This window comes from Blastocatellia bacterium (assembly GCA_035275065.1).
Lineage (GTDB): Bacteria > Acidobacteriota > Blastocatellia > UBA7656 > UBA7656 > DATENM01.
Window position 1 is genome coordinate 22,509 of record DATENM010000050.1, and the last position, 15,424, is coordinate 37,932.

Consider the following 15,424-nt stretch of genomic DNA (forward strand, 5'->3'; position numbering starts at 1 on the left):
AAGAGCCCTCCAGCCTATTGGAGTTCCCTCCGCTTTGACTTAGTGCCGAGGCGCTTTCGAAAGCGGGGCCCGCAAAGAACAAACAGGATGAGCACCTTCAAAGCGGCTTCACGCTCTGCTCTAACTCATCTGGTTCTAGGATGCTGGCGAGTAACCCGTCGCATTCACAAAGACTGATTCAATCTTTGTGACGATCTTTCCGTTCGCCTCCGACTCCTCCCATACCCGCTTCCACTCCGAGTCGTTGCCGAGTTCCTCCCAGTTCTCTTCGCCGCCTCTCGGCTGGGATGGGCCAGGATGTAGATCAGCCCGGCCAATCTGCCTGCCCGACCGACGCCGGGATAAATGTCGCCGTCATCGCCTCGGCGTATGAGCGAAGTCCGGGCGACTTTGAGAAGTTCAGACAGGCAAGCGATGGGCTGAGCGAAGAAGCCTTCTTCCAGATGTTATTTTGGGCTGTCGCATCAATTGACATCCCTCTGCTCTTGGGCCTCAGCATCACTCGCGCCTCGCCACAACATCACCACCTTGTCCCTGCCGCCACTGGCCATGAGGTTCCTCCTTGGCGAGAATACCACGGCATTGCTGACATTCTGATTCTCTTTGAGAGTCCTGATCTCCAGGCCGGTATTGACATCCCACAGCCTGATCGTCTTGTCCCAACTGCCACTTGCCAGTCTCTTCCCATCCGCTGAGAATGCAACGGTAACCACAAACCCCGCATGTCCTCTCAAGGTTGCTCTTTCCTGGTGGGTCGCCACATCCCACAGCTTAATGGTTTTGTCACTGCTGCCGCTCGCCAGGGTTCGACCGTCAGGAGAAAAAGCTACTGCGTTGACCGCGCTCTGATGTCCCGTCAGGGTTGCCACTTCCTGCCGCGTGCTCACCTCCCATAGCTTCACCGTCCCGTCGATGCTCCCCGATGCCAGATACTTACCATCCGGGGAGTATTTTACCGCCTCCACGCTCTCCCGATGCCCCTTGAGGCTAGCTACTTCCTCCCCCTTATTTACGTCCCACAGCCTGATCATTTTGTCGGCACCCCCGCTCGCCACCTGGGTGCCGTCAGGAGAGTAATGCACTGCATTCACTGCCCCTAGATGATCGCCCAAAGTCATCACCTCCTGCATTTTACTTATGTCCCACAGTCTTATAGTGCCATCCAAGCTGCCACTGACAACACTCTTCCCGTCAGGGGAGCAAGCCAATGCGGTCACATGGAATTGGTGGCCTCTCAATATGCCGACCTCCCGGCCAACCGTTAAATCCCAGACCCTGACCGCCTCATCCTCTCCGCCGCTGACCAGCCATTCTTTGTCGGGGAAAAACTCTACGGAAAGAATGCCGCCTGTATGCCCATCCAGAACGACCTTCTTGCGGTCTTCGTCAATGTGCCAGAGCTTAACCGCCGCGTCGTCGCCCCCACTGGCCATTGATTTGCCGTCAGGCGAAAAGGCGAGCGAGCGAACAAATCCCCTGTGCCCCACCAGTGTCACCAGTTCTTGCTTAGATTTAATGTCCCAGACTTTGACAGTCCGGTCATTACCGCCGCTGACCAGCCGTCCCCCGTCTGGTGAGTAGGCCAGAGCGTTGATGTGGTCGTGATGCCCTTTGAACGTGACCAGGCGTTGCTGGTTATCGACGCCCCATAACTGTATCGTCTCATCCCAACTACCACTGGCGACCCACCTTCCGTCCGGAGAGAAGGCGACCGTACTGATGGCGTCCTGATGACCGGCGTAGGTGAAGTCAAGCCGTCTCCGCCCTACGTCCCACACTTTCACCGTTTTATCCCAGCTTCCGCTGGCGATGTGTCTTCCGTCCGGAGAGTAGGCGACCGACCAGACCGTATCCTGGTGCCCACTAAACTGCCCAACATCCCGTCCGCTCTTCACGTCCCACACTTTGACCAGCTTGTCGCCTCCCCCGCTGACAAGCTGCTTCCCGTCCGGCGAAAAGGCGATGGCGCACACCGCATCATTGTGGGCGTTGATTGATCCCACCGCCTGCCAGTCCTGCACCTGCCAGAGCTTAATTGTTCCGTCCCAGCCACCGCTGGCGAGTCCTTTGCCATCAGGCGAGAACCTCAGGGAGCTGATGTGGTCCGTATGCCCCTTCAAGGTTGTGACCTCCTGTCTGCGGGCCACGTCCCAGACTCTCACCAGGTCGTCTTCTCCGCCCGTAGCCAGGAGCCTGCCATCAGGGGAAAAGGCGACCGCATTCACCGCCCCGGCGTGACCTCGCAAGGTCGCGTCTTCCTGATGATGGAGCCGCCATAAGTAATACCAATCAAAACCTCGTTCGGGCCGCCAATCGTCGGTGTCGGCCTTCGGCAGGAAGGTATCCAGTAGTTCATACCCCCTGGTGGGGTTTTCTCCCTCAAACTCTTTACCGGCGAGGCTGATGGTCGTGTCGTAATACAGCCGGCGAGAGCGGGCCTCATTTTCTTGGGCAATCTGCCGCTGCGTGATGGCTTGTTTGCGTGAGATCAGCGCGACCACCAGCGCGACGGTCAGCAGGGCGATGACCAGGCTAACTACGCTTACCGTAATGGCGAGGACACGGACTCGTCGCTTTCTTATGCGCTGCTCAATGTCTGCGCGGTTGACGTCCAGTATATTGGCCAGCAGGAGGTACCAGGAACTATAGAAGATCCCTTTGTCGAGCCTGTCCCGCTTGACGTCAAAGCCCAGGTAGCTGGCGGCGAGCGGCATCTCCAGTGCCTCACATAGTGCCTCCGGGAAGGCCAGCTGGGACTCCAGGCCCGGCTTTGCCTCATTGTTCGGAATACCAGCCACCAGGACGGGGATGATGCCTTCAGCGCCGCGGGTGCTCCGGAAGCGGCGTATCTCGTCGTTTACGTAGGGGCTCTGGCGGGCTTCCGGTGAGCAGAGAACGATCAGTTTCGCGGATGCGGTAAGGTGATGATTAACCGCTTTATAGTAGTCAGCCCCGGAAAAATCACTCTCATCCCGGAAAACTCGTAACCGCATTGACGTCCGGCTAGCGGAGGCCAGGCCCTTAGGGACCTTGAAATTGTTCAATGCTTTTTCTAGCGCGCGTGCGAAGTCAATGTTGTAACGGGAGTAGCTGATAAAAGCGTTATAAGAGAGGCTCTTGTCAGGTAACTTGGTCTGCATTGAATCTTCCTCCTTCATTAGCCGCAGACTTGAGGGTGGCAAGCGCTTGATGCCTGATAGCAAGGGCGCCTCCTGCCCATGAAAGGAGGCCGTACCCACGTCGCGCACCATGAAACGCTTGCTGCTGACCGGGAGGGGGTTGATTCCGTCCACTCATCATCTGCCCCAGGGGTTGAAATCGGTATGTCTGTAGCCGATGAGGTTGGTAATCCGCTGAGGCCCTTCAAGGCCAGGTACAGCTGTTTGAATGCCGCCTCCTCATCCGGGAACGAGACGTGTCAACGGTTTCCTCGAAGAGGTACTGAAGACGACCCGCCATGGAATGAGAAATAGCCAGAAAGTTCCAACAGCCGGCCGGCGCTTCTCAGATTGTACCCTATTGTGACCACCGATTCAGCTTGGCGTTCCGGGCGCATTGCTATGGCTCGTCTTAGCAAATGCGTTTCAGGCGGCTGTTTTTTCAGGATTGAGAGCATCGCGTGGGGACTCAGCGATGCTCAACCGTTTTCGCATGGAACCACTGAACTCGCTCTCAGGCGGGTTTAGCTCAAGGCGCGGTCCGATGCCACGAGGAACTTCACAAACGTGCTCTCTTTATGAGGTGCGTATCCCTGGCCTGTGAGAAAGTTTCGCCACAGCTCGCCATCGTATGCCGGCTCCCAGCCGGGCGTAATGATCCGCTCGGCACCGGGAAATCGCTTCATCAATTCCTGTTCGAAGCGCTGCCACGGTGCTCCGAGCAAAAAATCTTGTGACGGGCTATCGGTACGGATGAAAAAGGTCTACTTCCCAACGCATCAAGATTCTTTCCGCCCGGTAGTACCAGGCTTGCAGGCCGGCGACAATGTGGTGGTCACTCCCTTCTTTCCTGCTGTCTAACACTTCACCGATCTCTGTCCCTGCGTCGGTCTGAACGGGCGCTGTGGCGCTTACGGTTAAAACGATGCGCGGCACGTAATAAAACGCTTTGCAGTGAACATAGTCGCGCTCGCCCGGATCCTGGAAGCGAATGTCGACCTCCTGGTGATTCTTACCGTAGCATTCACGGGAGTGATGCCAGAGGAAGAAAATGTCTTGCTCCTGATCTCCCGGCGGTAGCGGCAGGCGAGCGGCGCACTCTTCACGCTCCCAGTAGTCATCAACTCTTATGGCTCGCATCGTTTGCCTATACTCCTTCTCTCCGGGTGAGGCTTTATCGTTCACTGGTAGTGAAACATAAACGAGGTTATTTTGCACTCCATCTCTTGATGTCAGTTGGAGTTAATTGTTAAGCCGTTTATATAGTTGATTCCCCATGGCTCCAGACCTGCGGTGAAGCTTTTGTCTCTATACGGGCTTGTAACCTGCTGAACGTTAGGGTGAGTAGAGATATTAACGCCAAGAAATAACTCTTTAAGTGCGGGAGACTCACGTTACTTTCAGGAGATCATAGTCGTTTAGCGCCCCGTCGGTGAGCAGGAGTGGCCGGCAGACGAGCGGGCAAATTTTGCTGATCGTCGATAAGGACATCGACACAAATTCCGGCGAGTCTTGCATACTGCAGCAGGATTAGCAAATTAGGTTCGTGTGTCCCACGCTCGAATTTGGAAACGTAATTTCGATCAATCTCCCCGATGAGTCCCAGACTTCTAACCATATCATCCTGAGACAGTGTCAAAGCTTTACGTATCTGTAGAAGTTTTTCGGCTAAGCGTCGCGGTTTTGAGCGTGAAGACTTGCCCATCAGGATTGACCCCCTGATGGACTCTGTCGTGCAGGATTCAACTTGCTAATAGGGATGAATATCCCTATTATATCGCCCCGGTATGGTTTCGCCGGGAAGCCGCAGGCTCTGTTGTTCCCGGCGGCGGCCATCAAACAGGACGAATTGCCGCCTTGATCATAGAGTCGGGTAAAAACATAGCAAAAATAATAGTCTCGGTCACCTTTGATTTTTGAGGCTGGAACTCAGAGTTCTTCATCTAACTCGAACTCTTAGGGGATTCGGGTCGCAGAGAGGTGGGGCTTATCCGAGATGAGGAGATCAACAAATGTATCCAATCAAGCCGAAGTCTTCGGGCGAATGTAGACGCGACAGTCAGATTAAATGATGGCTTATAGCGTTGCTGATCTGTTTGTTCATATTCCAGCCTGTTCTAGACAAGGATCATCCCCTCAAGCTTGAGCAGGTGAGTTTGGCTGACATTGTCCCCTCACCTCCTTGGGCCGATGTGATCATCGCCGGGCCATCACCACGCAGCCGCCTAGGCGGCTCCGGACAGGCTGATAATCTATCGGACGCTAATCATTCGCAAACCCTCGCAGTCGGCGATTTCAACGCCGACGGCATTCAAGACCTCGCCATCTCAGCTCCCGATGCCGAACTCATCGTCGGATCAACGATTCGCAAAGCCGGTGCCGTCTACGTCATCCTTGGCAGGAGAGATTTCTCCGCGGCGATTGATACGGCCACAGCCCGGCCAGGAGGTGCCGACCTCACCATCCTTGGTGTTACTGATGGTGACCGCTTTGGCTTTGCCCTTACTGCCGCCGATGTGAATGGCGATGGCGTCACTGATCTCATCGTCGGCGCACCGCAAGTGAACTCCTCAAGCAGCCAGGCCGCAGGGGCTGTCTACGTGTTGCTTGGCGCACGAAGCTTCGGCGGCAATTCTGTCATTGATCTGCAGCAGCAGTCTGCTGACTTGGTGATCCATGGCGCCGGTGAGCGCTTTGGCGCGGCCATCGCCGCCGGGGATGCCGGCGGGCAAGTGTCCGCAGCTCCGATTGCCGACCTACTCATCGGCGCTCCGGGCAGCAGCCCCGACAGCAGTGGCTCGGCCTACCTCCTCATCGGACGCGCTGAATTCGGAAAGTCTATTCGCGATCTCGACATTGGCAGGGCAGCTGATTTCACCATCACCGGCTCGGTGAGACAGCGGCTGGGAGCTGCCGTCGCCATCGGCGACTTCAACGGCGATGGTGTCGGCGATCTGTTCGCCGGCGCGCCCGGCGCCGACCGTCCCTTTCGTGCTGATCCGGGTGGCCCCGCCATCGTGCCGGCGAGTGCCGCCGGTGCTGTGTTCGGCTTGCTCAGTCCGGTCACTGTCGGCGGTCACATTAGCGCGGATAGCTCTGGCGGGCTGCTGTCGTTCTACGGCGCCGACGCCAACCACCACCTCGGGCAGAGTATTGCATCAGGTGATCTCACCGGGGACGGGATCGCCGACCTGGCGATCGCCGCGCCCGAGGCCGCCGGCGCATGGAAGGATTCAAGCACCGGTATCATCTACAACATGGATGCGCATGCCGGTGCCGTCTACATCTTCGCCGGCTCGCGCAGTCTCTCTCCGCAACGGATCGATCTGGCCGCAAGCGTTCCGCTCACCACCTATGTGGAACTGGGCGGAGGCTGGACCGGCTTCGGCTTAGTGTTGGGCAGCTATAACGTCGCGGGCAATGCCGATACGACTGCCGACGTAATCATCGGCAGCCCCGGAGGAGAGAGTGACCCTTCTCGCCATATCCCCGGCAGGGGCAGCGTGGCGGTGCTGTTTGGCGGGCGCACGCTGGGCAGTGCGACGACCCGGCCGCGCTCGCCGTTCAACCCGCCGCCGGTGCCGGAAGAAGTCGATCTGTTCAGCGTGCGGTTGCCGGCGAGCAGCGGGTTCGGATTCGCGGTCGCTGCTGGTGACATCAACGGTGATGGGGCAGGCGACGTGATCGTGGCGGCGCCGTTCGTCGAAGCCGCGGGTCGGGCGCAGGCCGGTCAGGTGTTGATCTGGTTGGGGACGACCAGACCTCCTGGAGGCGGCGACGATCCGACTCCGCCGACGGTGCGGGTGGTCAGTCCCGCCGCAGGCGAGCGATTGATCGGGGGCAAGTCGGCGGTCATCTCCTGGATCGCCACCTCGGTCGAGCAACTGCGGGGCTTTGACGTGCTGCTTTCGACCGACGGCGGGGTGAGTTTCTCCAGTAGCATTGCGACAGGGTTACCGGCAAGTCAAACAAGCTATTCCTGGACGGCACCGAGCGTCTGTGCGACCAACGCAAGGATTGAAGTCGTCGCCACAACGAACAGCGGTGAGCGAGTCGTGGCCATGACGGAGGGCAGCTTTGCCATCGGGCAGGCGGGGCCGGCAGTCGATTTGAGCCATTCGTCCATAGAGGATGGCAGCTTATCCCTGACTTCAGCAGCCGGAGAGGTGTTCCCAGATGGAGTTGTCGTCGAAATATCGACGGACGCCGCTGGCGCCGCCTTTCAAGGCTTCTCTCGTGCGCCGAAGATCAAGGGCGGCGGCCGCAAGTTGAAGACGCGGGGGACCATTGACGGCAAGGGGCTCGACCAATTCTTTCCCGATGGCGAGGTGCGCGCGCTAAGGCTGTCGGGCTCGCCGTGTGCCCTCACCGTTGTTAGTGTTCGGCGGCAAGGGAGCTCCCTCGTGCCGGTGCCCGTAGACTGACCGGGCCTAAAAGGAAGGGCAGTACACCTCAAAACGGAAGGCGGAGATAACCGAGTGGATAACTTGATAGAAGAAGCCAAGCGCCTCAAGGAGCAGGGACTACTCGACGAAGCCATTGCCACACTGAAGCAGGCTATTGACCTCAATCTGGAGGATGCGGAGGCATACCTGGAGTTGGGGCTCGTCCACTTCGAGCGACAGGATTATACGCAAGCGCTCAAGGCATTGAAGGTGGCGGCAGGGCTCAGGCCCGGCAGCGGTATCATCCACTACCACCTGGGGCTGGCGCATCACGCCCTGGGGGATGAAGCGGCGGTCGCGAGTATTTGCGGGATGCTGATCATAATCGAGCCCGACCTAGCCAAGAAGCTTGCCGATGACACGGCCCGGCAGTGATCCATAGCGCAGCGCGATCTCAACGAATGCGGAGCGAGATTCCGCAGTGAGGTAAATCTGTCACCCGGGGCAGAGAGGGACGAGCAAATGGATGACCTGCTAGAGACCGCCAGAGAGCTGAAAGACCAGGGCTGCTTGAACGCCGCCCTGGTGCTGCTCAGGCACGTGGTCGAACAGGACCTGGACAACGCCCAGGCCTACTTGGATCTGGGCTTGGTCTTCTTTGCGCAGGCGGACTATCCCCAGGCGGTGAAGGCGCTGCGGGTGGCCTGCGACTTGAGGCCGGATCAGGGCGTGACCTACTTCCACCTGGCGCTGGCCTACCAGGCAGTGGGCGATGAAGAATCGATGCGAAGAGTCCGCTTTACACTGTCCCAGGTGGCCCCAGACTGGTACGCGAAACTCGACAGGCAAAGGCCGCCTCCCACCCCTGGCGGCTGAGTGAGCCTGTAGGCTTGTTAGGTTCAGCGGTGCTGGCCTCCGGGTACGCGGCAAGCCGATAGCTGGTGGGGCTGAGTTACTCCTGCAGATGGGAAACACTTCCTGTAATCTCTCGGATTTGACGATAGCCCTTTGGGCATCTATCGACTACGAACTCATCCCACCTTCTATCTGAAAAGCCGAGACACTTTCGGGGTATGAGGCCGCCTCGTAAGGGCAGGTGCGCCCGGCGGGATAATGGAGCAGATAATGGAGCATTCTCTTGAGCATGCGATATGGCTCTGCGATCAATCTAGATACCGTGAAGCTCTGGAGGTATTAAGCCAGTCCCTCTGTCATGATCCGGAGAATGCGTCGATTCATTACGCAATGGGTGGCGCTTACATCGGGTTGGCAGACTATATTAAGGCAAGGCAGATGCTGGAGGAGGCAGTCCGCATCAACCCGAACGACGCAGAGTATTACTACCTACTCGCCGTCGCACATACCGGCCTGGGTGAATTGGCAGAGGCGCTAGCCCTTCTGACAGAAGCCGTCCGCCTTAACCCCGAGCATGGCCTGTCATACCTGGCGATGGGGAGCATAGCGCAAGGAATGGGTCGTGAGGCCGAGGCGCTTGAGCACTACCAGCGGGCGATCCTTTTCAGGCCTGACGTCGCGAGCGCATGCGGGCAGATGGGTGGGATCTACCACAAAAGAGGCGATTCCAGGGCGGCGGTTTACTGGTTGCGCCGGGCTGTTGAGCTGGATGCGAAATCGGTGAATGCGCACCTGGGGCTGGCATGTGCTTTATCCGAGTTGCCGGACTACGAGGGGGCGGCGCGGGCCTGTTTAGAGGCTCTACGGCTTGAGCCCGAAAACGCGCGTGTGTATAAAAGGCTCGGGACCGCCTACGCCGGGTTAGGGCGGAAGGCGGAGGCGAAGGATGCTTTCATCCAGGCCACCAGGCTTAACCCTGAAGACGCGAGCGCTCACGCTGAATTGGGCGCTGCGTATTTCATGCTCGGGCGGTTCGACGACGCGCTGCAAGCCTTAAAGAGGGCGGACGCCCTGGCACCGACCTCCGCGGTGACGAACTACGTGCTGGGTATGACCCACCTTGCGTCAGGTGACATTGAGGAAGCCCAAAGCCGGCAGGGTAATCTTAGGGAACTGAACGTAACCCTTGCCGACGCTTTGTGGGGCATGCTGGTGAGGCTGGATGGCCGAATGAAGCGGGACTGAGAGGGCCTGATGAGTTGTAGTTGTCCTGACGGAGTGGAACAGCAAGCCGTGATTTGCCTGGAACGCAAGTCTTACGGCCTAGCCTTCGCTACGGCAGCCCGTCAAGGAGCTACGCCCGGCCAGCCGGCGTGCTGCGCGCGTCCTTGACGGTTGCCTCGCTACGGCTGAACAGCCTTTAGCCGGGGCTACCGCACCCGGCTGCATCTGACTGGCGCCCCTGATCCAAGTCAGCGCTTTGACACTATCGTTTCGGCTTTGCGCAATGAACGGTACGGCCTCCTCTGTTTTCCGACCGCCCCTTTCAAAGCGATAATAGGGCGCGATGGATAGTCCATTGGACAGGCAGTCGCCTAACTACTGCGGGTTCTTTCCAGGTCATCCCGCATGAGCCTGAGGATCTCGTCCCTTAACCGCGCCGCCTCCTCGTCGCGGATCTCGACGAGCGCTCCCAACAATATAACCTTCGCGATTAAGTCGTCCTTCCTCATCCTTCTCAGGTAGCTGATGCGCGCGCGCATCTTTCTACGTTGTTTATCGGGAACCTGGCTCAGGACCTCGGCAAGGGCTGTGCTCCGCCGCCGGGGTGGCGGCAGGCCGCGCCGGTGACGAAGGTATTCTTCGTAGGCGGCTTCGTTATGTTGGATGGTCGTTGCAGACAATGGCCGCCCGTCAATGAATGAGGCCTTCTTAGCGATTTCACGCAGACTCACCCGCCCGCCCTCGCGCTCAATCTCTCGGATGGCCCTGGTGACGCGGGTGAGCGTCTCGGCCTTCTTTGCCTCCCAGACCGGGGCGAGCCACGCGGGCCTTTCCCCGGTCGTTTCACCTGTCTGTTTTTTCGGCATGATTGGTCACCGACAGCGCCGATGGGGCCTCCCCCGCCAGCTCGAAAAGGGCCTGACTGTCCTTCCCCTCCCCGCCCGATCCGACATGATCAGGCGGCGCGGATTGCTTTGCGTCCATCCTCTGAATCTGTATCAGAGTCATCTCGGCCAGCATCAGCTCGCAGTTGGCGATGAGGTTCTCCATCTGCCTCTCTTCGGCCTTCAGACTCTGCTCCTGCGCCCACTCCTTCTGCTGAATCGCCCATTCCTTTTTTGCCACTACCTGGCCGCGCTTTTCTGGGTCGGGTGCGTTGCCGGGGCACCCGACGCAGGCAAACTTAATGGGGCAGTGGATGCCGATCACGCACCCCCCGCCGATCACCTCGCCCAAAGCCCCGACGGTGCCCTCGGCGTCCTTAACCATGCGTTCGACCTCGTCCTTCCCCCGCAACGCTTCGGGCCCAACGTCGATCTGGTCCACGAACATCATCTCGGCCGCGTCCCTGACCATGGACTGCGTCGGTCGGCTATAATGCTTCGTCACCCTAAGATCCTTCTGGTTGAGGAGCGCGGCGATGACGTCTGTTCCCACGCCGAGCGCCGCTAGCTCCGTCGCGAAGGCATGCCTAAGTGCGTGCGACTTGAGCACGACGACCTTGCCCATTTCCTGATGAATAATGACGCCATGCAGGAGGACACGCATCATGACGTTCAGGGTTTCCTGGGGGAGGACGATGTGGCCCGACTGAAAAACATATCGGTCCAGGAGCAATTTGGAGAACTGTGGCTTGACGATGGGCAGCTTTTTGACACCATACACGCGGCGCAGTTCCGCAACCAGGAGCCTGAGGACGTCCTTCGTGTCGTCGTCGATGAAGTAGGTGGATCGCTTTTTGTGGCCCTTCGGTATCAGCCTGAGGGCGTACCGCGAACGCCTCTTTGGACCCACGTTCTTGAGCAGGATGATGCACTCCCTCGTCGCCGCCACCTGCTGCACCTCCCCGAGGCGGGCGCCCGTGACCGTCTGTATCCTGATCGCCAGGGCAGCGTACAGGCAGATGCGATAGAATTCCTCCACCCTGATGAACAAGTAGCCTTTACCTGACAGGAACCGGACCTCCCGACATTTGTCAAGGCTCCAGGAGACCGGATTGGCTTTCGAGCCCCAGTTCATCCCCGCAGGGTAGCCCCAGCGGCGGTTGAACTCTTCTTTTTTCCGATAGTGCCTCCCGCCCGGGCGCGTTCCCGTTAACACCTCGGATTTGACGAATTCAAGGAGCCACAACTCCCTCCCGGGCGAGCCATCCTCCATTTCCGTGCGGAGGTACCTCGGGACATAGAGGGTGCGGTCAAAGGGCGGCAGCCCGCGGTCGTATCTCCGCAGCCTTTCGCGCGACGCCCCATAGCCCTGCTCGACCGCCTCGTCGAACAAGGCCCGGAAGTCCCACAGCTCCATGAAGACGCGCTGCCTCGTCGCCCGGCCGTCCGCGTCGACGAACGTCTCTTCGTACGAATAACCGAAGGGAAGCGCGGTGCCCGTCTCATTAACCTGGGCGATGGCGGATTGTGTGGCCTCATGCATTCGCTTGATTGCATTCAGCCGCACCGCGGCGGCGAAGCGGATCCGGTGGAAGGAGTCATGGACGTGGTCGGTCAGTTCTTTGACCCCCTGCCGGCGCGCCTGGTCGTTCGTCGCCCAGTGGGATTCGCGGTTGAGCTTACGCCGGTCCAGGATCTGCCTGATGCAGTAAGGCCCGATGGCCTCCTGTTGGGCCGGGCTCAGCCTGTCGAGGTAGTCACGCTGGGCGTTGGCAACCGCCGTCCAGATCGAGATGATGCTGGCGCGCTTGCGGTCGCTCAGGCCGTGCCCCGCCTCGCCGCGCCAGATCCTGAAGATGACGTCGTCCGGGTCAACTTCGGCAACGTCGTCGATGCCCAGCCCCTCGAGCATGGAGTTCCATATGCCGTGGAAATGGGTCACCCGCAAATACACGGACTCGGCACTCCTGTCACTCATTAGCATCGCGTAGAGGGCCAGCGTATTCCTCAGAGAGGCGTTGCGGATGTTCGAGAGGTAGAGAACCGTGTTCTCGGGCGGCTCCTTCCACCGTCCGTCGTTCGAAGGGTCGAGGCATGTGAGCGGCGCGCGGGCCACCGCCCCCGCCAGCCGCCCACTCAGCTCCCGCATGTTGAGGCTCGCCAGCGGGCCGCGTTTCAGCTGCAGGGCTGAACGTCCGCATGTCCTCCGCCACTCGTAGAAACCGCGATACACATGACGGACCTCGACGTTAAGGCGCTCAGCGATACTACCCCGCGTCGGCTTGATCCCCTGAGACCAGAGCGCTTCAGCCTCCCGTTTGACCGCCTCGGTGTCGAGCCGGCTCGACGCCGGCGGGCGCCTTATGCCCAGCCTGCGCCGGCGAACCGCGACGGCGTATAGGCTGCGGTTGAGCGCGGCCGCAATCACCCCGTCCCGCTCTCCGGCGGCGGCCTTCTTCCTGAGTGTGGTATCCTCCTTTTTCGTCCACTGAGCGGTGCCTCGCCTCAAAGGCGCGAGGCCAAGCACCCCCTCCCGGTGGCTCACTGCGGCGAGCGGCCGGTCAAGTGCGATGGCCATTTCCCCCCTGGACTTGCCCTCGGCATGCAGCCGCCTCAGCAGGGCGTCATCCTCCGCACTCCATGGCGCCGTCCGCGGTTCATCGTCCAGAAATGCGAGCCCGAGTCTCTCGCACATTTTCCTGACGTTGTATTCGGTCTTCCCCAGCTCGGCCGCGATGCGCCGCGCCGGCAGGCGTTGCCCGGCCCGCATCTTCAATGTGGAGACCTCCTCCAGCGACCACTGGCGCGGCCGCTTTATGCCGAGTTCCTTCCGCTTTCGCCTCACCGCCAGCTCGGACTTCCCGATCTGGGAGGCGATCTGTGCGGTCGTCCCCCCCTCGGCCGTGAGCTGCCTGAGCTGCTTGAGCTGTTGCCGGGTCCAGGCGTTCTGAGGCGGTGGGGTGTGGCGAGGCCGGCGGCCCCTGGCGCGGTCACTCATCGTCTTCTCCTAAGATGAAGGCTAAGTCCTCATCGACCGGCGCCGGAAGTTCATCCTCCGTCGACGCCGAAATCAACAGGCGGCCGCCCTCTCCGTCGCCCGCCTGCCTCTCGCGCTCGCGCATCTCGGAGTGGATCAGGTCGAGCCGCGCGGCAAAATCCGCCCTGCTGGTAGAATGTTCGTAGCACTGGAGCGTCTTCTCGCCGCTCCGCCAGGCCATGTAAGCGATCAGCTTCCGCTTCTCGTAGTCGGCCTCTTCGGCTGTCCTGCAAGTCGCCATGATGTTCCTGACCGCGTTGGTGACGAACCAGTGGCGGGCCTGGTGTGGGTCTGCCTCGATACTCTGGGTGCCGAGGGCCGGCTTCCAGTAGTGCTGCCGGAAATTTTCGGCCGTCAGCGCCGTCCCTCCCCTTGAGAGGAAGATGGGGAGGCCCTCGACGTCAGCCCACATTTCTCCTCTGGGCGGGCGGAAGGCGCGCTCTACCGCCGAAAAGGTGACCCCCCGCAGGTCTGCCGCCAAGCGGCCCCCTTCCGCATCATTGAAATAATTCCTCAACATCTTCACGGTCGGGTGCGAGACCCTCAGCGTCTTCACCCGTAAGCCATGGCTCCCTTTGTTTTTTGAGGTGAACTCGTTCAGGAATTGGCTGTAAGACCAGTCGCCGACGGTGAGGCCGCACACCTCCGAAATGCGGCCGCCCGACTCGAACAGTATCCGCGCCACGCAGAGCTCGCGCGCCCGCCAGCCGAAGCGCTTGCCCGTCTCATAGACCAGTGAGGGAAATTCCGGGTCGTTAATCGCCTTAGGAACCCAGGCTTCGTCGATCAGGCGGAAGTAATTCTCCGAGAGTCTCAACTCCCGGAAGGGAGGGTCCACACCGGAGACGGCCGGCATTGGCGGGCGACCATGGAGGGCTTTGAACGCTTCGATCTCGGTCCGGCGGAAGAGAGACTGTGCGCCGTGGAAGTCTTCGTGCACCATGGGGTTGGCGTAGGCGTAGCGGCCCTGACGTATCAGGTATTCGAAGAGCCGCTTGAGGGTGGACAGGAATGTCCTCGGTCTGATTGCGGTTTGGGTGGAAACCCGGACGTAGCGCGTCCTGTGACCCAGGGTGTCGGGCCTTATGGTGATCTTACAGCCCGCTTCGGCCGTTACGTACTGCTGTATCAGGTTCCGCGCCTCCGCGGGCGGTCCGAACAATCGCCAGCCATGGTGAAGGACTACCGGGTCTCTGAGCTGACAGGTCGGTCACCAGGCTGTTGGCGAAGCTCGAGAGGTCGAAATCGGGTAGGCCGTCCGGGCAAATGACTTGGTACGAGGGAGTCCCGGGCCTCGACTTGAAGAGTCTATACTCTCGTTTTAAGGATGACTGTCGTATCATACATGGCTTTCAGGTATGCGAGTATATACTGACAGTGCATACATATCAATCTAAAATAATATAATTATAGGCCTCAATCTTCATATTTGATTTCTGTGCATTTCCCCAAAAACAAAAAAATATTTATAAATACCTATTTATATAAATTCAATATATGTACTGTCAGCACATACGTCCGATAATCTATCCCTTCCAAAACAAAACGCCTATTAGATTATCAGACGCATCGGTAAAACGAGCCGACGGTGATCGCTGCTTTTCACTAGCTAGGAACTGCTTGCGCCCCGACCCATCTGATAACGAGCTCTTATGATTACGCCCATCCGATAACAGGTTGACCGTGTTTCGATCTGGATTGGTGGAGACCCCCTCATTTGGCGCTCGCCCCCTCAAGAGCGACAGTCCTAAACTGCCAGGTGCGTTAGCACCGGCTAGAGGCTGTTCAGCCGTAGCGAGGCAACCGTCAAGGACACGCGCAGCGCGCCGCGCCAGCGGGCGTAGCTCCTTGATGGGCTGCCGTAGCGAAGGCTATTTCTGC

Annotated in this window: 10 protein-coding genes; 4 read left to right on the plus strand and 6 right to left on the minus strand. The window is 59.4% G+C overall.

Going from position 1 to position 15,424, the window contains the following annotated elements; genetic code table 11:
• Positions 1-464 precede the first annotated feature (464 nt).
• From VJ464_11260 to VJ464_11270, 3 genes are all read right to left on the minus strand, one after another.
• On the minus strand, positions 465-3,140 hold the full coding sequence (locus VJ464_11260) for a TIR domain-containing protein (protein HKQ05703.1): 2,676 nt from the start codon (positions 3,138-3,140) through the stop codon (positions 465-467).
• Between the two features lie 542 nt (positions 3,141-3,682).
• Positions 3,683-3,844 (minus strand): hypothetical protein, encoded by a 162-nt coding sequence (locus VJ464_11265; protein HKQ05704.1) that lies wholly within the window; start codon positions 3,842-3,844, stop codon positions 3,683-3,685.
• A 55-nt stretch (positions 3,845-3,899) separates the two neighbouring features.
• Entirely contained in the window at positions 3,900-4,298 is a 399-nt protein-coding gene (locus VJ464_11270; GenBank protein HKQ05705.1) for a hypothetical protein, read from the minus strand.
• 1,016 nt (positions 4,299-5,314) lie between these two features.
• Between VJ464_11270 and VJ464_11275 the strand changes: the two genes are divergently transcribed.
• From VJ464_11275 to VJ464_11290, 4 genes are all read left to right on the plus strand, one after another.
• The gene (locus VJ464_11275) at positions 5,315-7,582 is read left to right on the plus strand and encodes a hypothetical protein (GenBank protein HKQ05706.1); all 2,268 of its coding nucleotides are present in this window, start codon (positions 5,315-5,317) and stop codon (positions 7,580-7,582) included.
• Positions 7,583-7,636: 54 nt separating this feature from the next.
• Entirely contained in the window at positions 7,637-7,978 is a 342-nt protein-coding gene (locus VJ464_11280; protein HKQ05707.1) for a tetratricopeptide repeat protein, read from the plus strand.
• An 87-nt stretch (positions 7,979-8,065) separates the two neighbouring features.
• On the plus strand, positions 8,066-8,419 hold the full coding sequence (locus VJ464_11285; protein ID HKQ05708.1) for a tetratricopeptide repeat protein: 354 nt from the start codon (positions 8,066-8,068) through the stop codon (positions 8,417-8,419).
• Between the two features lie 237 nt (positions 8,420-8,656).
• Entirely contained in the window at positions 8,657-9,643 is a 987-nt protein-coding gene (locus VJ464_11290; GenBank protein HKQ05709.1) for a tetratricopeptide repeat protein, read from the plus strand.
• A gap of 350 nt (positions 9,644-9,993) precedes the next feature.
• On the opposite strand, the gene VJ464_11295 is transcribed toward VJ464_11290, so the two are convergent.
• From VJ464_11295 to VJ464_11305, 3 genes are read right to left on the minus strand one after another with little or no spacing between them, the layout of a single operon-like run.
• Entirely contained in the window at positions 9,994-10,488 is a 495-nt protein-coding gene (locus tag VJ464_11295; protein ID HKQ05710.1) for a hypothetical protein, read from the minus strand.
• Entirely contained in the window at positions 10,466-13,504 is a 3,039-nt protein-coding gene (locus VJ464_11300; protein HKQ05711.1) for a tyrosine-type recombinase/integrase, read from the minus strand. Before VJ464_11300 ends, VJ464_11295 begins: the two co-directional genes overlap by 23 nt.
• Positions 13,497-14,705, minus strand: coding sequence for a tyrosine-type recombinase/integrase (locus tag VJ464_11305; protein ID HKQ05712.1), 1,209 nt, complete (start codon positions 14,703-14,705; stop codon positions 13,497-13,499). Before VJ464_11305 ends, VJ464_11300 begins: the two co-directional genes overlap by 8 nt.
• Between the last annotated feature and the right edge of the window lie 719 nt (positions 14,706-15,424).

Bases quoted from the DNA above. Each gene is read 5' to 3' on its own strand.
- VJ464_11290 (HKQ05709.1), top strand. From the start codon at position 8,657: ATGGAGCAGATAATGGAGCATTCTCTTGAGCATGCGATATGGCTCTGC.
- VJ464_11300 (HKQ05711.1), bottom strand. From the start codon at position 13,504: ATGAGTGACCGCGCCAGGGGCCGCCGGCCTCGCCACACCCCACCGCCT.
- VJ464_11260 (HKQ05703.1), bottom strand. From the start codon at position 3,140: ATGCAGACCAAGTTACCTGACAAGAGCCTCTCTTATAACGCTTTTATC.
- VJ464_11285 (HKQ05708.1), top strand. From the start codon at position 8,066: ATGGATGACCTGCTAGAGACCGCCAGAGAGCTGAAAGACCAGGGCTGC.
- VJ464_11265 (HKQ05704.1), bottom strand. From the start codon at position 3,844: ATGAAGCGATTTCCCGGTGCCGAGCGGATCATTACGCCCGGCTGGGAG.
- VJ464_11270 (HKQ05705.1), bottom strand. From the start codon at position 4,298: ATGCGAGCCATAAGAGTTGATGACTACTGGGAGCGTGAAGAGTGCGCC.
- VJ464_11295 (HKQ05710.1), bottom strand. From the start codon at position 10,488: ATGCCGAAAAAACAGACAGGTGAAACGACCGGGGAAAGGCCCGCGTGG.